The organism is Pseudomonas sp. NPDC087690 (assembly GCF_044743175.1).
Taxonomy (GTDB): domain Bacteria; phylum Pseudomonadota; class Gammaproteobacteria; order Pseudomonadales; family Pseudomonadaceae; genus Aquipseudomonas.
In genome coordinates this window covers 803,531-828,256 of record NZ_JBIUVX010000001.1, presented here as the reverse complement: position 1 = coordinate 828,256, position 24,726 = coordinate 803,531, and the positions used below count along the sequence as shown (strand labels likewise).

Genomic DNA, 24,726 nt, shown 5'->3' with positions numbered 1-24,726 from the left:
TTGATTTCGCCTCGCGAATCAGTGCTCGGGCATTATCAGCGCGGACATTTTCACCAGTTGCGCCAGTGAGCGGGCTTTCATTTTGCGCATGACCTTGCCTCGATGAGCCTTGACCGTGATCTCGCTGATGCGGAGGTCGGAGGCAATCACCTTGTTCAGCCGTCCGCTGACCACCATCGCCATGATTTCCTGCTCGCGGGGTGTCAGGGTCTGGTAGGCCTGACGTAGGGCGTGCAGGTTTTTTTCGCCGTCAAGGGCCGCTCGGCTGGTCTCCAGGGCGTCGGCCATGGCGTTGAGAATCACCTCGTCGTCGAACGGTTTGGTCAGAAACTCCACTGCCCCAGCCTTCAAGGCCCGCACGGTGCGCGGGATATCCCCGTAGCCGGTGATAAAAATAATCGGCATGTTGCGCCGGTCTTGCGCAATGGAGGCTTGCAGATCCAGACCGCTCAGGTCAGGCAGATTGATATCCAGTACCAGACAGCAGGGCACCAAGGGCCTGGGTTCATTCAAAAACGCTTGCGCCGACTCGAAAAGCCGAGGCTGCCATCCCGCGAAGCGGATCATCAGTTCCAGTGATTCGCGCACGGAAATGTCATCGTCGACCACGAATACCACTGGCGTGACATCGCTCATCGAGCATGCTCCGGACTTAACGGCCAAGCCATTTTTAGCGTTCAAGATGTCACGTCCTCTGGTCCTGGTTTCACGCTTGATCGAACGGCAGCGCCGCGCTCAGGGCCTTGAGCAACTGAGCTTCGCTGAACGGTTTGAGCAGGCACTCCACTGCGCCACTACTCAAGAGGTGGGCCTGTTCTCTGGCATCGCCGTGAGCGGTTATGAAAATGATCGGAATGCGATAGCCGCGACGTATCAATTCTTTTTGCAGCTCCGGGCCTGACATCCCCGGCATGGCGACATCCAGAATCAGGCAGTGGGTTCGCGGCAGAGAGGACGAGGTCAGGAATTCCTGCGCCGACGCGAAGGCCAGCACGGCGAAACCGAACTCCTTGATCAGGTCAGGTAGCGATTCACGAACCGACTCGTCGTCGTCGACAATCGATACCAGTAAAGGCATGACCATTCAGTGTTCCTCCCTGGCGTGGCTGGAAATGTCATGGGCGTCTCGCTCGGTTGCGCAGCGTTCAGCCAGAGCGGGGATTGAAAACTGAAACGTTGTCCCCGGCCCCTCGTTGGCGGTGGCCCACAACGCGCCATCGTGGCGCTCGATGATGGAGCGGCTGATGGACAGGCCGACCCCCATGCCTGCGCTCTTGGTGGTATAGAACGCGTTGAAAATGCGCTCCATGTCTTGCGGGTCTACACCGTTGCCGCTGTCCGAAACCTCAAGACAAACGCGCTGATTTTCGTCCAGTCGCGTGCTGACACGCATTTGCCGGGATCGGCAAGTGATGGTGTTCATGGCTTCGACGGCATTCATGATCAGGTTGAGAATCACTTGTTGAAGTTGTACCCGGTCGCCTCTGACCATCGGCAATGCGTCGGCAAATTGCGGGTGAAGCACCACACCGTTGCGCTGCAATTCACCCAGCAGCAAGGCGATTACCTCCCGCGCGGCGTCGTTCAGATCGACATCTTCCAGGGTGATGTCTTTTTTCGAAAACAACGCGCGCAATCGGTTGATCACGTCGGCGGCGCGATTGCCATCGCGGATGGTCCGGCGCGCGGTTTCCCGTGCACCGTCAACGTTCGGAGGGTCGGCCCCGAGCATGCGCAGGCAGGTGCTGGCATTGGTAATGATGCCCGCCAGCGGCTGGTTGACCTCGTGGGCAATTGACGCGGTGACGGCGCCCAGACTCGCCACTCTGGCCAGATGGGTCAGCTCCGAGCGGGCCTTGTTCAACACTTCTTCGGCCAGGCGGCTTTGGGTGATGTCCTGCAACGCGGCAATGTATTCGATGCCGTCTTCAGCGTCCTTGATCGAGTGGGCAACCAGGCGCACATACTTAACGCTAGCGTCCGGCATCAGCAGGCGGTGTTCATGTTCGAAATCGCGGCCCTTGCGGCGCTGACGCCTGATCATTTCCCGATGACTGGAAACATCGTCCGGATGGATGCGGGTGTAAATCGCGTCGAATCCAGGTGTGGTGTCAGGGGCCAGCTCGAGGATGCGGCAGATCTCATCCGACCAGGTGATTTCATCGCTGCTCACGCGCCAGGAAAACGTCCCCGTGGCGCTCAGCCGTTGCGCCTTGGCCAGAAAGGCCTCGCTTTGCTTGAGTGCGGCTTCTGCGCGCACCCGATCAATCGCGATGCTCGCCAGGTGGGTGAATTGCGCAATGAGGTTTTCCTGATCCGCCGAGAGTGGCGTGGTTTCGCGGTGCAGCACCGTCAGAACACCCGTGATATGGCCGCTGTTCGAGGTGATCGGCATCGACCGGGCCCCTCGGAAACCGTGGCTCAGGGCCGCCTTGCACCAGTCCTGCCAGCGGGGTTGCGCCGATAGGTCTTGGCAAATGATGGGGGTATTGAACGTGGCGGCCATGACGATGGGGCAGCGCTCGGCACACAGCGGTGTGTCTCCGGCGCCCGGGATCAATCCTGCGGGCATATTGGCGCCGGCGCCCTGTTGCATGCGCAACGACATCTCCTGTGAACCCTCGGCACGCTTGAGGTCGACCAGCACCACGTTGGACACGCAGCGGTCGAGAAATACTTCCACCAATTGGCAAAGCGTTTGCAGAATCGCCGTCAACGACGAGCCTCCGGCCATCAGGCCAAGCAAGCGTTTTTCGCCGTCGAGCAGGAGCTCCGCACGTTTGCGATCTTCGATATCGGTGTTTTCGCCGTACCAGCGCAGGACCTGCCCCGCATCATCACGTTGCGGCACGGCGCGGATCAGGAACCAGCGATAAGTGCCGTCGAAGCGGCGCAATCGGGCCTCGTGCTCACCGGCCGTACCTGATTGCAGAAGGCCAAACCAATAACTGGCAAGCGAACCGGCATCGTCTGGATGGACGGACGTGGTCCAGCCGCTGCCGCAGGCCTCGTCGAGGGTCATGCCGGTGTAATCGCACCAACGCTGATTGACGAAACCGACATTGCCGTCGGCGGCTGCACTCCAGACAAACCCGGGCACGGCGTCGATGATGTTGCGCAGGCGATCCTCCGAGGCGCTGACTTCCGCCAGTACCTTGGCGATCAACGCCTTGTCGCGTCGCCGTTCATCGATATCGATCTGCAACACGCACCAATGCCGGATGTTGCCCTCGCTGTCCCTGATCGGCAGTCCGCGCACGTGGAACCAGTGGTAGACACCGTCGACCCGGCGAATGCGAATCTCGACATCGTAGGGCTCGCCCGTGGTGACCGAGTGGGTCCAGGCGACAATGACCGCTGGCAGATCCTCCGGGTGAACGGTTTCGCCGGCGTCCCAGTTTTTCATTTCTTCGAAGGAACCACCGATGTAGTCGACGATCTGCCGATTGACCTGTTCCAGCTCACCGGCCGGGTTCATGAAGGCAACCATTGCCGGGATGCTGTCGATGATCGAGTGGACATCGAACGGGTTGCTCATTTCGCCATTGACTTTGGCCCGGCTGTTCTCGATATCGGTACCGATTGCGCACCATTTGCGCGGTTGGTCGTGTCTATCGTCCAGCGCCGTGACGCGCCAGAGGAACCAGCGATAGGTGCCGTCAAAGCGCCGCAGACGAGCCTCGATATCCTCGGGAACGCCACTGCTGACAATGCGCTGCCAGCGCTCGATCAAAGCTTGGCGGTCAGCCGGATGAATGAGCATTTGCCAGTTCATTCCCATGGCATCTTCAGCGTTGCGGCCGGTGTAGGTGTGCCACTGCTGATTGACGTAATCCACGGCACCATCGGCCAGTGCGGTGAATACCACACTTGGCAACGCATCAATGACGCGCTCGAGCTCATGGGCCATACCGATTCTCATAGTGCAGTCACCGTCCGACTAAGATGCGCCTTTGCGCGGGTACTCGCCCATCATACTTTGGTGTCGCATACCGCCAATATCCACTCGCAGCTGAATTTGCGAAGCGGCGCACAGAGCACTTGAGCAAACCGGACTGCCTTTGTAAGCCAGTGTATCCAGAAGCACTTCAGCCATATCAGCATGCAAACCCCGGACTTCGCGAAACAGCGCAGATACAAGCCCTGCGCAACATGACCGCGGGTTCCATCGTCAGTCGACGGTGGAAGGAATACAACGCGACGTCCGCGCCTATGTCCGGTCTTAAGGGGCGGGCAGGGCAGGTCGTCCATGTGACAGGCTTGAACATTATGAGAGCGGTGGTAATCAAGGCTTATGGCGGTCCCGAGGTGTTGGCAGTGGAAGATATTCCACTGGCCGCGCCGGGGCCTGGGCAGGCGCAGGTGCAAGTGATGGCGGCGGGCGTCAACTTTCTGGACACTGGCGCGCGCCGTGGTCTCGGTCCGGCGCGCCCGTTACCGGTGACACTCGGCGTCGAGGGGGCGGGCATCGTCCTCGCCGTCGGGCCAGGCGTGGAGGAGGTGCGTGCCGGTGATCGAGTGGCGTGGCATTACGTGCCAGGCAGTTATGCCGAGCAAGTGATCGCCGAGGTCAGTCAGTTGGTGCCGCTGCCCGACGATATCGACTTCGATACGGCCGCGAGTCTGATGATGCAGGGCCTGACGGCGCGCAATCTGATACACAAGGTGCATGCCATCAGTCCCGGCGATGTCGCGTTTGTGCATGGCGCGGCGGGCGGTGTCGGGCTGATGCTGACGCAGTTGATCAAGCTGCACGGCGGCAAAGTCATCGGCCGGGTTTCGCAGGCCGACAAAGTTGACGCGGTGCTCGCGGCCGGTGCGGATTATGTGGTGATCGGCCGCGCAGCCGGCATCGCCGGTCAGGTATTGCGCCTGAACGACGGACAACGGGTGAACGTAGTTTACGACGGTACAGGGGCCGAAGGCTTCAGCGACTCGCTGAGCTTGCTCGACTACTTCGGCACGCTGGCCTTGTACGGCCCCTTCATGAACCCGATCGCGCCGATCGATATCTTTTCCGTACCGCGCAGCATCAAGCTGACCTATCCCTCGGTCATGCATTACGTCGCCACTCGCGAGACGCTGCTGGAACATTCCGCGCAATTGTTCGCCTGGGCGCGCGCGGGCAAGTTGAAGACCTTTATCGGCCAGCGCTATTCATTGGCGCAGGCGCGACAGGCGCATCTCGATATCGAGTCTCGCCAGACGACGGGGAAACTGCTCATTTGCCCTCACGCCGACTCGAGTTCGCTTGATCCGGCCCGTTAGTTCGGGCGCAACGGTATCACTGTGTATCAGGGCCGCAGCCGGTTACGTACTGATTCACCTGGCGGCGTGACTGACACATCCGGGATACCTGAGCGGCGTTAAATGGCTTCCATCGAGATCGCTCAGGTGGACTCAAAAACCACTCAAACAGGAGATACCCTCATGAACTGGTAAACATCAGCATGGCTTCGACGTCTGGCGGCCTGCGCGCCCGCAACCGAAACCGATCAGCAGGGCCGCCAACACCTGGCTGCCGGCAAAAAATGCAAACAGGCCCTGCGTGCTCCAGTTGGCATCCAGCAGAAGACCGGCAATGACTGGCGAGAGAATCGCGCCGATACGTCCCGTGGCAAGCACCAGACCCACGCCACGGGTGCGGATCGCCGTGTCGAAGGCCTGCGGGGTCAATATGAACATCGCGGCGATCATGCCATTGAGCAACAACCCGGTCGCAATACCCACCGGTACGATCAGGCCTGCCACATGAGATGACGGGACGATCAACAGCATCAACGCGACATTGAGCAGCAGGGCACCCCGCAAGAGGCGTCGACAGCCGAAACGATTGGCGGCGAGGCCCAGCGATAGTGCGCCGATAACCCCGCCGGCACACAACAGCATCCCGACAGCCACGCCTTGTTTTTCGGAAAAGCCGCTGTGGATCATCAGCGTCGGTGTCCAGCTCATGACGAAGTAAAAGCAGAACATGATGAGCAACAGTGCGAGCGCCAGCGCCAGGGTTTGTTGCCACTGGCCGGCCGCGAACAGCTCTCGATACTGCGCACTTCGTAACGTAACCGTCATTGGCGCCGTGCGTGGCGACTGAGGGTCAAGTGCCATGAAGGCAGGGGACTCGCGCAACCAGCATGCGCCTGCCAATGCCCCCGCCAGGGTGAGCAACCCACCCGTGAGAAACACATAACGCCAGCCTGCGTATTCATTAAGTACGTGCGCCAACAGACCGCCCAGGCTCGCGCCGAGGGCGAAGGCGACAGATTGCAGAGCGATGGCGAGGTTGCGCCGATGCGCAGACGTATGTTCATAGGTCAGCACATTCGCGCCGACCAGAATCGCCCCGGTGCCAACGCCGGTCAGCAAACGCAGGCCAATCAGCACGTAAGGGTTCGGGCTCCAGAAGCACAGCAGCATGCTCAGGCTGCTCAATGCCAGGCCCGTCAGCAAAACCGGACGGCGTCCGTAAAGGTCTGCCCTGGGGCCGGCCAGCAGGGAACCAACGGCCATGCCCAGCAGACTTGCGCTCAGCAGCGTGCCGAGTTCGGCACCCTTCAAACCCCATTCTGCTGCAACGCGGCTGGCGGTAAACGCCATGGCCATGACATCCAGACCATCGATGACGTTAAAGAGCATGCACAGGCTGATGAGCGCCCACTGAGAAGCGGCCTCTGTTGCGTCATTACCGGCCTTGCGCACTGTTTCCCCAAGCATTTTCTGTCCTTGCGCCGCGTTGTTTTTCGAAGGGGTGCTCAATGCTGGCTGTGCGGATTGCCAGCGTCGAGCTTTTTTTCGCGGATTTTTCCAGACGCCACGTCCTGAGCAGGCGGGTGAGTGTGCGCATGGCGCCTCATACCTAAGTATCGACCGACACCATCGTGTAATCGCCCGGGTGTCTGCGGGGTGATTTGATCCGCAGCGTGAGCCGGATGTCGCCGCTGTTGCTGCTCGAACAGACGCTGCGGCGCGCGACAAGCTCCCACAACAATTACTCAAAGGAGATTCATCATGGTTGCGGTTTCGTCCGGTTTCACGACGCATCGTCTGGTCTTTTCTATCCGGGCCGGGTTGCTCGGGCTCGTTGTGCTTGCAGGCAGCCATGGCGCGTGGGCGGCCAGCCCGCCCGCTGAGCAGCCGTCAGCCAACGCAGCGTCGGCGCAGTCGCAAGCCATTCGCCCGTATCGAATCCATGTCGATGAAGCGCAACTGACGGACTTGCGCAAACGCATTGCCGATACCCGTTGGCCGGACAAGGAAACGGTCAACGATGTTTCCCAGGGAGTGCAACTGGCCCAGGTGCAGGAGCTGGTGAAGTACTGGGGCAGCGGCTATGACTGGCGCAAAGCCGAGGCCAGGCTCAACGCCTTACCGGAGTTCGTCACGACGATTGATGGCGTCGATATCCAATTCATTCATGTGCGTTCACGCAATCCCAATGCGATGCCATTGATCCTCACCCATGGCTGGCCGGGTTCGCAGTTCGAATTCCTCAAAACCATCGGTCCGTTGACCGATCCGACCGCGTTCGGCGGGCGCGCCGAAGATGCCTTCGATGTGGTGATTCCGTCGATTCCGGGGCATGGTTTCTCCGGTAAACCGACGGAGCCGGGGTGGGGGCCTGACCGCGTGGCCAAGGCGTGGGATGTGCTGATGAAACGCCTTGGTTACAGCCATTACGTTTCGCAGGGTGGCGATCACGGCTCGGTGATCTCTGATGCACTGGGCCGCTTGGCACCGCCGGGTTTGCTCGGGATTCATTTGAACATGCCGGCGACCGTGCCGCCGGAACTGGTCAAGCCGATAAACAGCGGCGACCCGGCACCGGCCGGCCTGACCGAACCGGAATTTACCGCCTACAACTCGCTTAGCCGCTTCTTCGGTCGCAGCGCCGCCTACGGCGCAATGATGGTGACACGGCCGCAGACCATCGGTTACCTGCTGGCGGATTCGCCCGCCGGCACCGCGGCCTGGATGTACGAAAAGTTTGCCGCGTGGACCGACAGTGACGGGCACCCCGAGCGTGTACTCAGTCGCGATGAAATGCTCGACGACATCAGTCTGTACTGGCTGACCAATACCGGCGCGTCGTCCTCACGTTTCTATTGGGAGAACAACAACAATAATTTCAGTGCGGCGGCGCAGAAGACCACGGACATCAAGGTCCCGGTGGCGATCACCGTGTTCCCTCATGAAATCTACCGTGCACCGAAGGTCTGGGCCGCGCGCGCCTATCCATCGCTGTCGTACTTCAGCGAAGTGGCCAAGGGCGGGCATTTCGCCGCCTGGGAGCAGCCGCAACTGTTTAGCGAAGAGTTGCGCGCCGCCTTCAAACCTCTGCGCACGGCGGCGCAGGCAGACGCCAATCAAGCCGCACGCTGAAACCGGTTTGCATCCACCCCGAACAACCGCCGTCACCCACCTGAGATTCGCAAGGGAGTATCACCATGAACATGACTGCGTTAAATCCCAAAGCCGCCATCAGCTATCGGCGTCTGCTCGCTCGCTCGATTCTGGCGCTGGCCGTGATGCAGGTTGGCGCGTTGAGCATTGCCTCAGCGCAGGCCAATGCCGCTGATGTACCTGCCGGCAAAATCGACACGCTGACACCCGGGACTCACGTTTCGTTCGGCCCGCTCAAGCACGTCAAGGCCGGGCTGCTGGATGTCGCCTACGCCGAAGTCGGCCCGGCTGACGGGCCGGTGGTCATTCTGTTGCACGGCTGGCCTTACGACATTCACAGCTACACCGACGTAGCGCCCGCCTTGGCGCAGAAGGGCTATCGCGTGCTGATTCCGTATGCGCGCGGTTATGGCGATACCCGTTTTCTGTCGGCCAAAACCGTGCGCAATGGCCAGCCCGCTGCGCTGGCGGCGGACCTGATCGACTTCATGGATGCGCTGAACATCAAGCAAGCGGTACTCGGAGGCTATGACTGGGGCGCGCGTACGGCCGACATCGTCGCCGCCTTGTGGCCTGAACGGGTGAAAGCGCTGGTGGCGGTGAGCGGTTATCTGATCGGCAGCCAAGACGCCGGCAAGACCCCGTTGCCGCCGGCTGCCGAGTTGCAGTGGTGGTATCAGTTTTATTTCGCCACGGAACGCGGTCGTCTGGGCTACGAAAAAAACACCCGGGACTTCGCCAAGCTGATCTGGAAACTGGCCTCGCCACAATGGCAGTTCGACGACGCGACTTACGAGCGCAGTGCCGCGGCGTTGCAGAATCCCGATCACGTCGCCGTGTCCATCTTCAACTACCGCTGGCGTCTGGGCCTGATCAAGGGCGAGGTCAAATACGATCCGCTGGAGAAAAAACTCGCGGCTTTTCCGAGCATCAGCGTGCCGACCATCACCATGGAAGGCGACGCCAATGGCGCGCCGCATCCACCGGCCGAATCGTACGCCAAGCGTTTTACCGGAAAGTATGAGTATCGGCTGATCAGCGGTGGTGTCGGCCACAACCTGCCGCAAGAGGCGCCACAAGCCTTCGCCCAGGCGGTGATCGATGCCGACCACCTTTGATAGCCGGCCGAAGGGAGCGCGACTATGAACCTCAACTGTCTGACGGCGATATCAGCCGCTATCGCGTGCGCTGCGCTGCTCGCCACCGGTGTCGTCCTCGGCGACAGCGAGGTGTCACCGATCTACGGTGTGAAGCTTCCCGAGGGCTATCGCCAATGGGCGTTGATTGCCCCGGCGCAGGAAGCGGAGCCGTTGAACGAGCTGCGCGCGGTGCTGGGCAATGATCTGGCGATCAAGGCTTATCAGGATTCGACCCTGCCATTTCCCGACGGCACGGTGCTGGTCAAGCTCGCCTGGAAACACGTGCAGTCGCCGGAATTCGAACCCGCCTCGATCCCCGGTGCAGCCACCACTGTTCAGGTGATGGTCAAGGACTCGCAGAAGTATGCGGCCACCGGTGGCTGGGGTTTTGGCCGCTTCATCAACGGTAAACCGGCCGATGAGGCTCAGCATCAAACCTGTTTCGCCTGTCATCAGGCGCGAGTGCGCAACCATGACTTTGTCTTCACGCGGCTTGCGCCATAAACCGTCCAATAAGGAGATCTCAATGAAAAAGACATTCATCGCACTGGCCATTGCCGTTGGCCTGGGTGTTGGCAACGCCATGGCGGCGCCAACCGAAAAGCCCACCGTCGTACTCGTGCACGGCGCTTTTGCCGACGCTTCAAGCTGGAATGGGGTGACACAGATTCTCGAGAAGGATGGCTACCCGGTGGTGGCCGCCGCCAATCCGTTGCGTGGCGTCAAGAGTGATGGCGCCGCCATTGCCGCGTTGTTGGCGAGCATCAAGACGCCGGTGGTGCTGGTAGGCCATTCCTATGGTGGCAACGTTATCAGTGATGCCGCCAATGATCAGGCCAATGTCAAAGCGCTGGTGTATGTCAGTGCCTTTGCACCCGAGGCCGGTGAAACGGTTGCCGGCCTGGCCGGCAAGTTTCCGGGCAGCACCCTCGGCCCGACGCTGGCGGCCCCAGTCGCGCTGAGCGATGGCGGCAAGGATTTATACATCCAGCAAGACAAGTTTCCTGACCAGTTCGCCGCTGATGTGCCCCCGGCGCAAGCCGCACTGATGGCCGCGACGCAGCGCCCGGTCACCGAGGCGGCGTTAAACGAGCAAGCAGGCAACCCCGCCTGGAAGCACATCCCATCCTGGTACATCTATGGCGACAAGGACAAAAACATTCCGCCGCAAGCCATGGCGTTCATGGCCAAACGGGCCGACGCGAAAGCGGTGGAAGTGGTCAAGGGCGCTTCCCATGTCGTGATGGTTTCCCATCCGTTGCCCGTCGCCCGACTGATCGAAAAAGCCGCGTCGGCCAAGTAATGCCCAGCGCCGTACCTTGGTGCGGCGCTGATTGATCAAGCACTGGAGGTTTCGCAAATGTCGATGATTTCACAACGTTTCGCTGGCAGGGTTGCCTTGGTCACCGGCGGTTCTCGCGGTATTGGCGCGGCGATCGTCCGCCGCCTGGCGCGAGAGGGCTCTGCAGTGGCCTTTACTTACTCGGCCTCTGCGGCGAAGGCCGAGGCGCTGGTCGACAATATTCAGTCGGAGGGCGGCAAAGCATTGGCGATCAAGGCGGACAGCAAGTGTGCGCAGGAAATCCAGCGCGCCGTCAGCATCACGGTGGAGCAGTTCAGCGCACTGAATATACTGGTCAACAATGCCGGGATTCTCGGGCTTGGTTCGGTCGATGAATTCAGCGTCGAGGCGCTGGATGACATGTATGCGGTCAACGTGCGTGGGGCTTACGTTGCCGCGCAGGCTTGCTCGAAAGTGATGAGTCGCGGTGACCGTATCATCACCATCGGCAGTGTCGCCGGCGCACGCAGCGGTTTTCCGGGATCCAGCGCTTATTCGATGAGCAAAGCGGCGCTGATCGGGATGGTTCGTGGTCTTGCGCTGGACTTTGCGCCGCGCGGCATTACCGTCAACAACATTCAACCAGGCCCGACTGCAACCGACATGAATCCGGCCGACGCGCCCTATCTGGATCACGTGATCAATCTGGTGCCACTCGGACGCCTGGGCAGCCCCGATGAGATCGCCGGTATGGCGGCCTACCTGGCCAGTGACGACGCATCGTTCGTCACCGGTGCAAGCCTGACCGTTGATGGCGGTTATCTGGCCTGAGTTTTCCTGGGCGATTACAGCGCTCATGCGTATGCGGGGCATCAGGCAATGGAGGCGCGAAGTGTTTTTTGCGCCGCCAGTTTCAACCATGGCGTGATGCACAACATGAGTACTAACACCGCGAACAGCAATTGATAGGCAGAACCGTAATGACCGGTTAACTCACGCAGTGCACCGAAGGCCAGCGGCCCAAGGGCGGCAATCAGGTAGCCGATGAACAACATGAACACCGTCCATGATCCGGCCTGCTCGGCGCTGCTGGCATGGTCCAGCGGCAAGGTCATGGCAACGGTAAACCCCATGCCCAGGCCGATTGCCGCCAACACCACGTAGAGCAGCGGTGAATGGCTCGGCGCGAAGGCCATGCCGGCAACGCCGAGTATCGCCAGCGCTGCCGACACCGCCAGTAAGATACGGCGGTCGTGAGCCTTGCCGGGAATGAGTCCGGCACCGATGCTGGCCAACGCAAACACGGCCGTGAACAAACCCAACAGCAAGCCCGGCGAATGCGTTGTTTCCACAGCGGCCGGGGCCATCCAGGCGAAGAGGGCGTAGACCACGAATTGACCGGCACCAAAATTCAGTGCGACCAACCAGGCTTGCGGGTTGCGCCAAGGTAAATCGGCAACTGGGTTGCCCCGTGATGCGGCGGCTGCCGTCGGTGTGGCGAAACGTTTTGCCATCCATAGCCAGCTGGCGATAGCGGTCACGCACAACACGCTCCAGATGCCGGCACCGACACGCCAGCTCTGCGCAAGCTCGCTGATCGGTGCGCTGAAGACCGCCGCTAGGGTCGCGCCAATACTCAGGCCGCCGGCATAGATACCCATGAACAGCGCCGGCTGCTGGGGAAAGTGGGTCTTGATCCAGGCACCGGTCATGGCGCCAGCAATGGCGATGCCGATGCTGGCGAGAAAGGTGCTGCCCAGCAGCAAAACGGCATTCGGTGAAACCGCGCGCAACAAGGTCGCGCCACCCAGCAGCGTCAGCGCGACAACGACGCTACGGTGGATACCGAAACGTCTGGCCAGGCTTGGCACCACCAAGGCGAATACGCCCATGCAGACATCGGGAATCGACGTCAACAGCGCGGCCTGGGTGTAACTCAATTGAAAGTGTTGCTGGATCAACAGCAGGATAGGACCTATCGAAATAATTGGTGGGCGCAAGGCGATCGACAGGATCAGCAAGCCGATCACCGCGGCTACGCTGTGTTTGTGGTCGAGAAAATCAAGGGGCTTTGCCATCGATGTGTCCTTATTGAAGAAGTACACGGCAAGGCTAACGATCAACGTAAAATGGGAGATGCCATGTTTTGTCGTGAAAGTGACAATCGTGCCTTGCAGTCTTTTTGCGCCAGTACCGGCTCGCCGTCGTCCCTCGTACCCGGGACAGCAATGCCATGAAAGCAGAGCTTCGCGCGCTTGTTTCCGGCGGCATGCGGTCGTCGCGCAGCGAGAGTTATCTGGACTATCAAAGCGTACCGCGAGCGATGACCGTCCTGGTGCGCGATCAATGCAGCGGCGAATACAACGCGCCGCATACCCATCGTCATGGGCAATTGTTGTACGCCGCGGAAGGGGTGATGCGCGTGGCGGCCGACAATGCCCTGTGGATCTTGCCACCGAGGCGCGCGTTATGGATTGCGCCGGGCATCGTCCACGATCAACTGATGCTCAGCCCGGTCAAGATGCGCTCGGTGTACATCGAACCCGACGTTGCAACAGGATTGGGTCACGGTTGCCAGGTGCTGGAAGTCTCGGCGTTACTCCGCGAGTTGATACTGGCGCTGGCCGGGCAATCCATCGAGTACCCGGAGGCGGGGCGCAATTCGCACATCGTGGCCCTGATACTCAGTGAGCTGCAGGGCGCGCGGACGCTGCCGCTGCAGATTCCCTGGCCCGTTGACCGGCGACTCGTCACCGTGTGCACGGCCATTCTGGAACAACCCCGACAGGCCCATTCAATCGATTACTGGGCAGACAAGGTCGGGGCCAGCGCGCGCACGCTGATACGCCTTTTTCGCAGTGAGACCGGATTGAATTTCCGCCATTGGGTTCAGCAGGTGCGGCTGGCGACGGCCATCGACCGAATGGACAAGGGGCAGTCGATCGGCACCCTCGCGCGCGAGTTGGGTTACAGCAGCCAGAGCGCCTTCAGTGCGATGTTTAAACGGGCGATGGGCGAGTCCCCCCGCGAGTTCCTCGTTGGTCACTGAGCTTGCCGGCGGCGAACATCGGCAAGCGTTGCAACATCCAGTTCAACAGCTCTTGCGCGGGGGCAGCCAATGGCCGGCCGGCCTTCACCAGCAGCTTCGCTTCGACTTGCACAAACAGGGGATGGTCAACCGGCACCACGGTCAGATCGCCTTGCGCGATCTCGCGATAGGCCGCCACCTCGCCCAGTAGCGAGGCAAAGTCACCGCTGGCTACCAGGCGTTTGAGTGCGGCCAGTGAATTGCTCACCAGGGCCGGGCGGATGGTGATCTTCTCGGCGTACTCGAGCATCTTCAGGGCATGGCCGATACCGAAAGTCGTCGGCGTCAGCACCAGCTGACACTCCAGCAGATCAGCCACACTGGCCATGCCTCCTTTCATCGCCAACGGATGATCCGGGCGCACCAACAGCATGACGGGTTGCTGGCAGGTCGCGCGGTAGTCGATATGCGGATGAGGAGGAGGGTTGTACGCCAGGCCGATATGCGCGCGATTCTCTGCGATCTCGTTGAGCACATCGTCAACGGGCAGGATATCCAGGCGGATATCGAGCTTTGGATACTGCTGGCAAAACGGTGCCAGAACGTGGTCGACCAGGGTGTCGACGTAGCCTTCGCTGATGACCACCCGCACATGGCCCTGTTGCAGGCCTTTGATCGCTTGTAGCTGGTCTTCGAGTTTTTCCTGATGTGATCGATAGCCGCGCCAGAACTCCAGCAAGTGCGCGGCGGCTTCGGTGGGTTGAACCCCACGCGCCTGGCGTTCAAACAGCTTCGCGCCCAGCTCCTCTTCCAGCAGTTTGATCTGGCGTGTGATCACCGATGGCGAGGTGTTGATGCTGTCTGCAGCGCCGCGAATCGAGCCGTGCGTCAGCACCTCATGAAAGTAGCGCAAGCGCTGTTGGTTGATTTCACGCATCAAACGGCTCCTTTTTTGTGTTGCTCGTGGAGCAACGGTACACGAACTTAGTTGCTCTTGCTGACTGTTCATCGGCGGCGCAGCATCGTGCCTGCAAGCCAGACCTCACAACAAAAAACGGAGTTCAGCATGTCAACCGTTATCACTCCGGCCAGCAGTGCCGACCTTAGTGCGTTATACCGCAAGCTCAGCTGGCGGCTGCTGCCGCTGTTGTTCGTGTGTTACGTGTTCGCCTATCTGGACCGGATCAATGTCGGCTTTGCCAAATTGCAGATGCAGCACGATCTCGGCCTGTCCGATGCGGCCTATGGCGTCGGCGCCGGGGTGTTTTTCCTCGGTTATGTACTGTTCGAATTGCCGAGCAACCTGATGCTGCCGCGGGTTGGTGCGCGAAAGACGTTCAGTCGCATCCTGGTGTTATGGGGCATTACGTCGGCTTGCATGCTGTTTGTGCGCAACGTGCCGATGTTTTACGCCATGCGTTTTCTGCTCGGGGTTTTCGAGGCGGGTTTCGCGCCCGGGATGATCTATTACCTGTCTTGCTGGTACGGCCCCAAACGCATGGCACGGGCGATTGCGATCGTGTTTATCGCCGGTCCCGCTGGCGGGATCATCGGTGGTCCGTTGTCTGCGTGGCTGATCACCACGTTTGAAGGCGTGGGCGGGCTGGCGGGCTGGCAGTGGATGTTCTTGATCGAAGGCCTGCCGTGCGTGTTTCTCGGTGCGTTTGTGTACTTCTATCTGGCCAACCACCCCGCTGAAGCGCGTTGGCTGAGCGTGGCCGAAAAACAGTGGCTGGCCAGTGAACTGGGCAGCATTTCAGCGGGCGCGCATTCGTTCAAAGCGGTGTTGCGCGATCGGCGAATCTACATCCTCGCGTGTGCCTACTTCTGCATCATCTTTTCCATCTACGCCATGAGCTTCTGGCTGCCGGCAATCATCAAGGCCCAGGGCGTCAGCGACATGATGCAGTTGGGCTGGTGTGCGGCGATTCCCTACGTGGCAGCGGCCGCCGGCATGTACTGGATAGGGCGCCGCTCCGACCGCTGCGGTGAGCGCCGTTATCACTGCGCAGTACCCGCTGCCGTCGGGGCACTGCTGATACTTTTGTATCCTGTTGCCGATGGCAACCTGGTGTTATCAATGGTCCTGCTGACGTTGGCGATCGCGATGATGTTCATGGCCTACACCGTTTTATGGGCGATGCCATCCGAACTCATCAAAGGCGAAGCGGCAGCAGGCGGCATCGCCCTGATCAACACCATCGGGCTGTGTGGCGGTTTCTGGGGCCCGGCAGTGATCGGTTGGGCCAAGACGTCAACGGCAAGCGTCAATCCCGGCATGGTCGCGGTCGGCTGCGTGTTTCTCTGCGCGGCGCTGGTGATCATCGCGAGCAAACCGTTGACGCGCTCCGGCACCGTTGTGAATTCAGCGCAACTTGATCAGGCGCTTTGAACGGCAAACCCATTGTGTTCCGCAAGGAACTCAACAAAGAGAGAACGCAGATGCTTTTACATCTATCGACCTGGACTGAAATCGAGCAGTTTCTCAAACGCAGCCGGACGATCGTCATACCGATCGGTTCCAATGAACAACACGGTCCGACGGGCCTGTTAGGGACCGACTGGATGTGCCCGGAAATCATCGCTCGTGAAGCACAGAAAAACGCCGACATCCTGATTGCCCCGACCTTCAATATCGGCATGGCGCAACACCATCTGGGGTTCCCGGGAACCATCACGCTGAGGCCTTCGACGTTTATCGCCGCCATCGGTGACTGGACGCGCTCGCTGGCGGCCCACGGCTTTGAAAAGATCTTCTTTCTCAATGGCCATGGCGGCAACATCGCGTCGATCGAGGCGGCATTCTCGGAGCTGTATGCCGAGGCCAGCTTCGCCCGTCGTCCAGCGGGTTTCGCCTTGAAGTTGTGCAACTGGTGGGACCTGGAAGGGATCAATGATCTGGCCCGTGACCAGTTCCCCACCGGCCATGGCATTCACGCAACGCCTTCGGAAATTGCCGTGACTCAGTGGGCCTATCCCGAGGCCATCAAGTCGGCGGACTACTCGCCGCAAATTGCCAATTGGGGACCTATTCGGGAGGCGGCCGATTTCCGTGCACGCCACCCGGATGGGCGCATGGGCTCGGATCCGGCGCAGGCGTCGCCGGAAAAAGGTCGCCAACTGGTGATGATGGCGGCGCAAGGTCTGGTGCAGGAAGTGCAAGCGTTCAGCCGTGAGTCGATGCCGGGCTGAAACGCGGCAGCGCCATGCTTGCTGGGCAACGTCCGGAGCGTCCGGGCGTTGCTGCCTCAACCCGGACAACGCCACAGTCATACAGGTACGCCACCATGTGGAATATCCAGCAAAGCTATATCGATGGAGCGTTTATTCCTGTTCACGGCCATGAACGCCTGGAATGCATCAACCCGACCACGCAAGCCGTCATCGGCACGGTGACATTGGCCGATCGCGAAGACGCCAAGCGCGCCATTGCTGCTGCTCGACAAGCTCAAGCGGCGATGAAGCGCACCTCCAAGGCTGAGCGCATCGCCATGCTCAAGCGGTTGCAGAGTGCAGTGCTGGCGAGCACGGATGACATCCGCGACAGCGCTATCGAGGAGTACGGCGCGCCTTTTAACCGAGCGCAATGGGTCAGCCAGTACGCCTCGCAGTCTTTCGCCAACGCGGCGCAGACACTGGAGACGTATGAACTCGTTCGGCGCGTCGGCAGCGCCACGGTGTCGATGGAACCGGTCGGCGTGGCGGCGCTGATTGCGCCCTGGAACAGCACGGCGGGCACGATCTGCAGCAAATTGGCGTCGGCCATCGCCGGCGGTTGTGCGGCGGTCATCAAACCGAGCGAGTTGAGTGCCTTGCAGGCGCATGTGCTGGCGCAAGTGTTGCACCGCGCCGAGCTGCCGAAGGGTGTGATCAATATTGTATTGGGGCGCGGAAGTGATGTGGGCGATGAACTCAGCACCAGCCCGCACGTCGCGAAAATTTCATTCACCGGTTCCACCACCACCGGAAAACTCATTGCTCGCGCCGGCATCGAGAGCATGAAACGGGTGAATCTGTCCCTGACGGGAAAGTCGGCGTCCATCGTGCTGGACGATGCCGATTTCGATACCGCGATTCCCCTGGCACTCAATGCAGCGTTCATGAACAACGGTCAGGCGTGCGTTGCCGGTACACGCCTGTTAGTGCCGCGCACGCGTGTAAAGGAAGTCATCGAGCGCCTGAAAATCCTCGTCGAGGCGTTGGTGGTGGGCGACCCGCATAACCCGGCCACGGCCATCGGGCCGCTGGTGAACCAAGCCCAGTTCGACCGTGTGCAAGGGTTCATCCGCCGAGGGCGCGAGCAGGGCGCGACACTGGTTTGCGGCGGGGAGGGCAGACCAAGCGACCTGAGCAGAGGCTATTTCGTCAGGCCGACGGTGTTTGCCGACGTCGACAACGAAATGGACATTGCCCGCGAGGAAATTTTCGGCCCGGTGTTGTCGATCATTGCCTATGACGATGAGGAGCAAGCGGTTGCTATCGCCAACGGCAGTGTCTACGGCTTGCAAGCGTATGTGTTCTCCCGGCAGCAGGAGCGCGCCCTGCGACTGGCCGCGCGGCTGGAGGCCGGCTCGGTATTGATCAACCGCATCGCTCCAGAACTTCTTGCTCCGTTCGGCGGCGTGAAACAGTCAGGTATCGGCCGCGAGTTCGGGGTTTTCGGGCTGGAAGGTTTTCTTGAAGCCAAGAGCGTGGTGTCGGAGTAGGCGTGCAACCCCGGCTACGCGCGCAGCAGTACTTGAACGTTCTCCAGCAGAAGCTGACGGTGGTCTGCTTCTGCTGGAGGCGATGCCTTAATCCAAGCGTTCAATGGCCTGCGCGACACCTGCACCGTAGTCTGGATCCGCCAGGGTGCAGTGCTCGATATGCCGCTGTTTCGATTGCGCCGATGCACCGTGAATCGACCGCGCGGTGTTATCGAACAACGCCTGTTTTTGCGCCGGGCTCATTAGCCGGAACAGCGCGCCCGGTTGAGAAAAATAGTCGCCATCCTCCCTGTGGTTCCAATGTCCCGCATCGCCGTGCAAGGCCAGCGGCGGTTCGCTGAAGTCCGGTTGCTCGACCCATTGCCCATCACTGTTGGGCTCATAGCCAAGGGTGCTGCCGGCGTTCGCGTCGGTACGCATCTGGCCGTCGCGGTGGTAACTGTTGACCGGGCATCTGGCAGCGTTGACCGGAATCTGATGATGATTGACGCCGACCCGATAACGCTGCGCATCACCGTAGGAAAACAACCGTGCCTGCAGCATTTTGTCCGGAGAGAAACTGATACCAGGCACGACATTGGACGGGTTGAAGGCCGCTTGTTCTACGTCGGCAAAGTAGTTGTCGGGATTGCGGTTGAGTTCAAGAACGCCGACCTCGAGCAGAGGGTAGTCCTGGTGTGGCCAGACTTTGGTCAAGTCAAAGGGATTGATCGGATAAGACGCCGCGTCCACCTCCGGCATGATTTGCACAAACAGTTTCCATTGCGGAAATTGGCCTTGCTCGATGCTGGTGTACAAGTCGCGTTGAGCGCTTTCGCGATCATCGCCAACCAGTGTCGCCGCTTGTTGATCCGTCAGGTTTTCGATGCCTTGTTGAGTCTTCCAGGTGAACTTCACCCAGAATCGTTCGTTGTTCGGGCTGATGAAGCTGAAGGTATGGCTGCCGAACCCGTGCATATGCCGGTATGACTGCGGCAGCCCGCGGTCGCTCATGACGATGGTGACTTGATGCAGCGCCTCGGGCAGCAACGTCCAGAAGTCCCAGTTGTTGCGGGCACTGCGCATGTTGGTGCGCGGGTCGCGCTTGACCGCGTGATTGAGATCGGGGAATTTCAACGGATCCCGGAGGAAAAACACCGGCGTGTTGTTGCCGACCAGATCCCAATTGCCTTGTTCTGTGTAGAACTTGATGGCAAAGCCGCGAATGTCACGCTCGGCGTCGGCGGCGCCACGTTCCCCGGCCACTGTCGAAAAGCGCACGAAAATATCGCTGGTCTTGCCAACGCTCGAAAACACCTTGGCCTTGGTGTACCGCGTGATGTCGTGGGTCACGGTGAAGGTGCCGAACGCACCCGAGCCTTTGGCGTGCATGCGCCGTTCAGGAATGACTTCCCGATCAAAATGGGCAAGCTTTTCCAGCAGCCATACGTCTTGCAACAGCACCGGGCCTCTTGCACCCGCCGTCTGCGAATTGTTGTTATCCACCACTGGCGCACCCGCGGCGGTCGTCAGCTTGTTCATGGGCTTCTCCTGGCTCTGTCGAATTCTGGAAGGCGGGCGTCTTGTTCCGAGCGGCCGAAAGTAGGGTTGCGGCGCTCACGACGCACGCGGCAATCACAGCAGAGGCGACAGGCGCGAGCTATTGAACGATGGTGTCGCCTGGATAGGCGAAGGTATGAATATGAGCATCAGGCGAGGGTAATGCTGACGTCGATGTTAGTGCGCGTGGCTTTGGAGTAAGGGCAGTTCTGGTGCGCCGCTTCGATCAACTGCAGCGCGATATCCGCGTCTATGTCAGGCAACGAAACGACGAGTCGCGCCTGCAGAAAGAAGCCCTGTTCTGCATGGATCAGATCGACCTGGGCGTTAACACCGGCCGTCGCTGGAAAGCCGATTTTACGAGCGTTGCAGGCATGACGCAGCGAGCCAAGAAAGCAGGCTGACCAGCACACGGCAAAAAGCTGCTCGGGGTTGGTGCCTGTCCCGGGGGCGCCCGGCGGGGACAGTTTGAGATCGAGTCGTCCATCATCGCTTCGGCCAATGCCCTCGCGACCGCCAGTCGTGTAAGTGTGAGCGGTGTAAAGCGTTCTCTGGATGTTGATCATGTGTACTTCCTGACAAGCATTCTCGACGTTGAACGGATCAATCACGTTGCTCGCAGTACTTGCGGGCTGTGCAGCGGTGCTAGCGCTGTGAAAGGTTCAAACCGTGCGTTTGCTGTCCGGTTGTCGACATTGTGCAGCAGTGTGGCGCGGGCAATCTCCAGGAGCCAAGCCCGGAACGGTGCGTTCGGGTCATACCGTGTCTGACCCAGATAAAGCGCGTTGAAGGTTTGCTGGACAAGACTCTGGGTGTCTTCACACCTGACGCGTCCGGCTTGTACCTGCCCCTCGAAGAACGCGAGGAGCAACGGTGTGATGGTCGCGAGCAGTTGTTGTGACTGAGGCAGGCCATGGCGGATGGCTTCAGCCATCAAGGCATGCAGCTCGTCGTTGCCGAGTCGCTCAGCGTTGCACAGATAACTCGGGTGATTACCTTCAGCCATGTTCGGATCCCTCTGAATTAAATGTTCAACTGAGCAAGGCAACCGGTGACTGGTGCCTGGCTTTGAATGGTGCGATTCAAGCGTGCACCCCCAGGCGTATCAAACGCCAGTTAGGCGCTGTTAGTGTTTGTTAGTGCGGCTTGTGCATGTTCAGAGGATTGTCCTGTTCGAGTTGACGGTAAAACACTTTTCAGCCGATTTATCCCGTCCCTGTGCGTCAGTAATCTGTACCCAACTTGAACGCAACAACAACTTCAAAAACTCAAAAGGGACGCACACCATGACTACTCCAACCTACAACCGCTTGAACAAAGACGACGCCATCGTGCTGTTGGTTGATCACCAGACCGGTCTGATTTCTCTGGTGCAGGACTTCTCGCCCAACGAATTCAAGAACAACGTACTGGCCCTGGCCGATCTGGCCAAGTTCTTCGAACTGCCGACCATCCTCACCACCAGTTTCGAACAAGGCCCGAACGGCCCGCTGGTACCCGAGTTGAAAGAGATGTTCCCGGATGCGCCGTACATTGCTCGCCCAGGTCAGATCAACGCTTGGGACAACGAAGATTTTGTGAAGGCAATCAAGGCTACCGGTCGCAAGCAGATCATCATTGCCGGTGTAGTAACGGATGTCTGCGTAGCGTTCCCGACCTTGTCGGCGCTGGCAGAAGGGTTTGATGTGTTTGTGGTGACCGACGCTTCCGGCACCTTCAACACCACGGTGCAACAAGCCGCATGGAGCCGCATGACTCAGGCCGGTGCGCAGATGATGAACTGGTTCTCGGTGGCGTGTGAGCTGCACCGCGACTGGCGCAACGATATTGAAGGCTTGGGCAATCTGCTGTCGCAGCGCATCCCCAACTACCGCAACCTGATGAACAGCTACTCGGCGCTGACCGCTCAGCAAAAGTAAGCGAACGCGACCTGACAAAAGCCTGCCCTCAAAGCAGGCTTTTGTCGTGTCTGCGCTTTAAAGCGCTGGCAGCGTTGCGATGGCGTTACTTCAGGTTATGGCTGAAGAACTCGGTCAATTTGGCGAAGGGAATCAGGTTGACCCGGTCGTACAGGTCGACATGGCCGGCCCCTGGAATGATCAGCAGCTCTTTGGGCTCGGCCGCGCGCTGGTACGCGTCTTCACTGAATTCGCGGGAGTGCGCCTGAGCACCGGCAATGAACAGCAGCGGGCGCGGGGAGATGCTCTCGATGTCATTGAACGGGTAGAAGTTCATGAACTTCACATTGCTGACCAGCGTCGGCATGGTGGTGGACTGCGGCGAAGCGCCGGTCGGGGTGACCTGGCCACGCGGGGTGCGGTAGAAATCGTAGAACTCGTCACCCACCGCGTTGCCGGTGAGTTTCAGCGGTGTGCCGCCGGTGTAGCGGATCGGGCCGCCCCAGGACTGCGCGTTACGCTGCTGCGCCGCCTGTTCAATGATGGATTGGCGTTGCGCTGGCGTGAGCGAATGCTTGAGGCCGTTGCGGTTGGCAGCGCCCATGTCGTACATGCTGACGGTGGCAATCGCCTTCAGTCGTGGATCGATCTTGGCGGCGCTGATGGCGAAGCTGCCGCTGCCGCAAATACCGATGACGCCGATACGCTCGCGATCGACCAGTGGGCGAGTGCCGAGAAAGTCCACCGCCGCGCTGAAGTCTTCGGCATAAATGTCCGGCGCAACCGACTGGCGTGGCAGGCCCTCGCTTTCGCCCCAGAAGGACAAGTCGAACGACAGCGTGACAAAGCCTTGTTCGGCCATTTTGGTCGCGTAGAGATTGGCACTTTGCTCCTTCACTGCGCCCATCGGGTGGCCGACGATGATCGCGGCATTTTTTGACTGTGGATCAAGGTTCTTCAGGCTGAACAGATTGCCTGCGACCTTCATCCCGTACTGGTTCTTGAAGGTGACCTTTTCCACGGTCACTTTATCGCTGGTGTAGAAGTTGTCTGCGCCGTTCGACATATCGGCCCCCATGGCTGAAAAAGTACTGAAGAGCAGCCCGAAGGCCAAGCAAAAACCTTTCACTGGAATGTCCTTGCGATTGAGGGTTTATTCGTCTGAGCCTGTGCCCGAACATTCTCTCGATCAGCTCCTCAGCGCCGTAGTGCATTCCTCTGGATTGCTTGCCTGATCCACTGAATCTGGATTTTTTAACGCCACGCGCATCCGCCGCGGCCGTTTGGCGCGGCGCGCAGAGTAGAAATGGCGGCAATGAGAGGGCAGGGAAGGGATATGGATTACGCAGAGGATTCAGTGCTGGCCTCGACCAATCCGCTTTCAGCCTGACGACCGCTGCGCTGGGTTTCCGGAACCCCGATCGCGAGCAGGACAACCGCCACCGCCGCAATACCGGCCAAGGTCAGAAACGCCGCGCTGTAACCAGCCTCCTGCACAACGAACCCGGCGAGGCCATTGCTCAGTGCCGCGCCCAGCCCGAACACAGTCGTCAACGCGCCAAGGCTGATATTGAAGTGGCCGGTGCCCTGGGTGAGGTCTTTGACAATGATCGGAAACAAGGCGCCGAACAGGCCGGCGCCGACACCGTCGAGCAGCTGCACCGCGACCAGCCAATAGGCATCGTCCGACAGCGTATAGAGCACACCGCGCAGCGGCAGGATCAGAAAACCGGCCAGCAGCAGCGGTTTGCGCCCCCACACATCGGCTTTCGCCCCGACCAGTAACGCCGCCGGCACCATCACCAGTTGCGCCGCGACGATGCAGGCGGAGGTCAGCGGGGTGGCCATCTGCAAATTGGCTTGCGCAAGTTTTTGACTCACCAGCGGCAACATCGCCGCATTGGCGAGGTGAAACAACGCACAGCAAATGGCGAACAGCAGCAGCGGTCGGTTGCTCAACAGCACGGATAAACCGGAAGGCTGGCGATGCACGGTGTCGGCCGGGTCCAGTCCGCGGGCCTGATCATGGTCGATGGCGGCTGGCGACACGCAGGCGACGGCGATGACACTGGCCAAGGCCATGGCCGCCATCAGATAGAACACCGCCACCGGTCCGAACAGATACGCGAACACGCCGGCGAGGAGGGCGGCGCAGGCATTGCCGGCATGATTGAAGGTTTCATTGCGCCCGGTTCGGCGGGTGAACGCCCGTGGCCCGGTCATGCCCAAGGTGATTGCGCAAATGGCCGGGGCGAATATAGAGGCGGCCATCGCACTCAGGGTTTGCGTCAACGCCACCCACGTGAACGACGTCACGAACGGCAGCAGCAGGCAACTGCCGGTTACCAGCAGCGCGGCGATCGCAATCAACGCACGTTTGCGTCGGCTGTTGTCGACCCAGGCGCCGGCGGGTGTCTGGGTGATCAGTGCGGCGACCCCGGCGATGGTCATGACCAGACCAATGCTGGCCGGCTCCCAGTGATGCACCGCCAACAGGTAAATGGCCAGATAGGGGCCGAGACCGTCGCGCACGTCGGCAAGGAAAAAGTTCAGGCTGTCCAGTGACAGGTTGTTGCGGCGATCGAGGTCAGCGGCCACGGCGGTATCTTCAATATTTGAGGTTTGCGGATGGTTTCAACCTCAGCAAGCCTAATGACCAGCAGCCACGAATATAAGTTGCAGGCCGCCGCCGTGTCGTTGTGAAACAACGCCAAGGGGCTGAAAACGACGTTCC

General features: G+C 60.1%; 23 protein-coding genes. 11 read left to right on the top strand and 12 right to left on the bottom strand.

Features of this window, described 5'->3' with window-relative positions; genetic code table 11:
• Positions 1-18: 18 nt before the first annotated feature.
• The 3 genes from ACIPIZ_RS03835 to ACIPIZ_RS03825 form a co-directional block, all read right to left on the bottom strand.
• On the bottom strand, positions 19-636 hold the full coding sequence (locus tag ACIPIZ_RS03835; RefSeq protein ID WP_401164097.1) for a response regulator transcription factor: 618 nt from the start codon (positions 634-636) through the stop codon (positions 19-21).
• A 70-nt stretch (positions 637-706) separates the two neighbouring features.
• Positions 707-1,084, bottom strand: a complete 378-nt coding sequence (locus ACIPIZ_RS03830; protein WP_401164094.1) for a response regulator transcription factor — start codon at positions 1,082-1,084, stop codon at positions 707-709.
• Positions 1,085-3,910 (bottom strand): PAS domain-containing protein, encoded by a 2,826-nt coding sequence (locus ACIPIZ_RS03825; RefSeq protein ID WP_401164091.1) that lies wholly within the window; start codon positions 3,908-3,910, stop codon positions 1,085-1,087.
• A gap of 359 nt (positions 3,911-4,269) precedes the next feature.
• On the opposite strand from ACIPIZ_RS03825, the gene ACIPIZ_RS03820 reads away from it, so the two are divergent.
• Complete coding sequence (locus ACIPIZ_RS03820) at positions 4,270-5,268, top strand: quinone oxidoreductase family protein (RefSeq protein ID WP_401164240.1); 999 nt, start codon at positions 4,270-4,272, stop codon at positions 5,266-5,268.
• A gap of 177 nt (positions 5,269-5,445) precedes the next feature.
• Here ACIPIZ_RS03820 and ACIPIZ_RS03815 read toward each other — a convergent pair whose 3' ends face one another.
• Positions 5,446-6,714 carry an MFS transporter gene (locus tag ACIPIZ_RS03815; RefSeq protein WP_401164088.1) on the bottom strand — a complete coding sequence of 423 codons (1,269 nt, stop codon included), beginning with the start codon at positions 6,712-6,714 and terminating at the stop codon, positions 5,446-5,448.
• Positions 6,683-6,844 carry a hypothetical protein gene (locus tag ACIPIZ_RS03810; RefSeq protein ID WP_401164086.1) on the bottom strand — a complete coding sequence of 54 codons (162 nt, stop codon included), beginning with the start codon at positions 6,842-6,844 and terminating at the stop codon, positions 6,683-6,685. Before ACIPIZ_RS03810 ends, ACIPIZ_RS03815 begins: the two co-directional genes overlap by 32 nt.
• A 164-nt stretch (positions 6,845-7,008) precedes the next feature.
• Between ACIPIZ_RS03810 and ACIPIZ_RS03805 the strand changes: the two genes are divergently transcribed.
• The 5 genes from ACIPIZ_RS03805 to ACIPIZ_RS03785 all read left to right on the top strand — a co-directional run bounded on the left by ACIPIZ_RS03805 (position 7,009) and on the right by ACIPIZ_RS03785 (position 11,652).
• Positions 7,009-8,379, top strand: coding sequence for an epoxide hydrolase family protein (locus ACIPIZ_RS03805; protein ID WP_401164084.1), 1,371 nt, complete (start codon positions 7,009-7,011; stop codon positions 8,377-8,379).
• Between the two features lie 65 nt (positions 8,380-8,444).
• Positions 8,445-9,518 (top strand): alpha/beta fold hydrolase, encoded by a 1,074-nt coding sequence (locus tag ACIPIZ_RS03800; protein ID WP_401164082.1) that lies wholly within the window; start codon positions 8,445-8,447, stop codon positions 9,516-9,518.
• Positions 9,519-9,542: 24 nt separating this feature from the next.
• Positions 9,543-10,043, top strand: coding sequence for a cytochrome P460 family protein (locus ACIPIZ_RS03795; RefSeq protein WP_401164079.1), 501 nt, complete (start codon positions 9,543-9,545; stop codon positions 10,041-10,043).
• Positions 10,044-10,065: 22 nt separating this feature from the next.
• Positions 10,066-10,842, top strand: coding sequence for an alpha/beta fold hydrolase (locus ACIPIZ_RS03790; protein ID WP_401164077.1), 777 nt, complete (start codon positions 10,066-10,068; stop codon positions 10,840-10,842).
• Positions 10,843-10,899: 57 nt separating this feature from the next.
• Positions 10,900-11,652, top strand: coding sequence for a 3-oxoacyl-ACP reductase family protein (locus ACIPIZ_RS03785; protein ID WP_401164075.1), 753 nt, complete (start codon positions 10,900-10,902; stop codon positions 11,650-11,652).
• Between the two features lie 41 nt (positions 11,653-11,693).
• On the opposite strand, the gene ACIPIZ_RS03780 is transcribed toward ACIPIZ_RS03785, so the two are convergent.
• The gene (locus ACIPIZ_RS03780) at positions 11,694-12,899 is read right to left on the bottom strand and encodes a CynX/NimT family MFS transporter (RefSeq protein WP_401164073.1); all 1,206 of its coding nucleotides are present in this window, start codon (positions 12,897-12,899) and stop codon (positions 11,694-11,696) included.
• Between the two features lie 155 nt (positions 12,900-13,054).
• Here ACIPIZ_RS03780 and ACIPIZ_RS03775 point away from each other — a divergent pair, with 155 nt between their 5' ends.
• Entirely contained in the window at positions 13,055-13,870 is an 816-nt protein-coding gene (locus ACIPIZ_RS03775) for an AraC family transcriptional regulator (RefSeq protein WP_401164070.1), read from the top strand.
• Here ACIPIZ_RS03775 and ACIPIZ_RS03770 read toward each other — a convergent pair.
• The gene (locus tag ACIPIZ_RS03770) at positions 13,821-14,786 is read right to left on the bottom strand and encodes a LysR family transcriptional regulator (RefSeq protein WP_401164067.1); all 966 of its coding nucleotides are present in this window, start codon (positions 14,784-14,786) and stop codon (positions 13,821-13,823) included. The two genes, ACIPIZ_RS03775 and ACIPIZ_RS03770, sit on opposite strands and share 50 nt — an antisense overlap.
• Before the next feature lie 129 nt (positions 14,787-14,915).
• Here ACIPIZ_RS03770 and ACIPIZ_RS03765 point away from each other — a divergent pair, with 129 nt between their 5' ends.
• From ACIPIZ_RS03765 to ACIPIZ_RS03755, 3 genes are all read left to right on the top strand, one after another.
• Positions 14,916-16,241: an MFS transporter gene (locus tag ACIPIZ_RS03765; RefSeq protein ID WP_401164065.1), complete on the top strand. Its 1,326-nt coding sequence runs from the start codon at positions 14,916-14,918 to the stop codon at positions 16,239-16,241.
• Positions 16,242-16,291: 50 nt separating this feature from the next.
• Positions 16,292-17,041, top strand: a complete 750-nt coding sequence (locus ACIPIZ_RS03760; protein ID WP_401164062.1) for a creatininase family protein — start codon at positions 16,292-16,294, stop codon at positions 17,039-17,041.
• A gap of 95 nt (positions 17,042-17,136) precedes the next feature.
• Positions 17,137-18,555 carry an aldehyde dehydrogenase family protein gene (locus tag ACIPIZ_RS03755; RefSeq protein ID WP_401164059.1) on the top strand — a complete coding sequence of 473 codons (1,419 nt, stop codon included), beginning with the start codon at positions 17,137-17,139 and terminating at the stop codon, positions 18,553-18,555.
• An 87-nt stretch (positions 18,556-18,642) separates the two neighbouring features.
• Here ACIPIZ_RS03755 and ACIPIZ_RS03750 read toward each other — a convergent pair whose 3' ends face one another.
• From ACIPIZ_RS03750 to ACIPIZ_RS03740, 3 genes are all read right to left on the bottom strand, one after another.
• The gene (locus ACIPIZ_RS03750; RefSeq protein ID WP_401164057.1) at positions 18,643-20,076 is read right to left on the bottom strand and encodes a catalase; all 1,434 of its coding nucleotides are present in this window, start codon (positions 20,074-20,076) and stop codon (positions 18,643-18,645) included.
• A 167-nt stretch (positions 20,077-20,243) separates the two neighbouring features.
• The gene (locus ACIPIZ_RS03745; protein ID WP_401164054.1) at positions 20,244-20,660 is read right to left on the bottom strand and encodes an organic hydroperoxide resistance protein; all 417 of its coding nucleotides are present in this window, start codon (positions 20,658-20,660) and stop codon (positions 20,244-20,246) included.
• A 41-nt stretch (positions 20,661-20,701) separates the two neighbouring features.
• Positions 20,702-21,100, bottom strand: a complete 399-nt coding sequence (locus ACIPIZ_RS03740) for a hypothetical protein (RefSeq protein WP_401164051.1) — start codon at positions 21,098-21,100, stop codon at positions 20,702-20,704.
• 280 nt (positions 21,101-21,380) lie between these two features.
• Between ACIPIZ_RS03740 and ycaC the strand changes: the two genes are divergently transcribed.
• Entirely contained in the window at positions 21,381-22,013 is a 633-nt protein-coding gene (ycaC, locus tag ACIPIZ_RS03735; RefSeq protein ID WP_007916011.1) for an isochorismate family cysteine hydrolase YcaC, read from the top strand.
• Positions 22,014-22,098: 85 nt separating this feature from the next.
• Here the strand turns inward: ycaC and ACIPIZ_RS03730 are convergent, their stop codons facing one another.
• Together ACIPIZ_RS03730 and ACIPIZ_RS03725 are read right to left on the bottom strand one after the other, a co-directional pair.
• Positions 22,099-23,121, bottom strand: coding sequence for an alpha/beta hydrolase (locus ACIPIZ_RS03730; RefSeq protein WP_401164048.1), 1,023 nt, complete (start codon positions 23,119-23,121; stop codon positions 22,099-22,101).
• Between the two features lie 212 nt (positions 23,122-23,333).
• The gene (locus ACIPIZ_RS03725) at positions 23,334-24,590 is read right to left on the bottom strand and encodes an MFS transporter (protein WP_401164045.1); all 1,257 of its coding nucleotides are present in this window, start codon (positions 24,588-24,590) and stop codon (positions 23,334-23,336) included.
• Positions 24,591-24,726 lie beyond the last annotated feature (136 nt).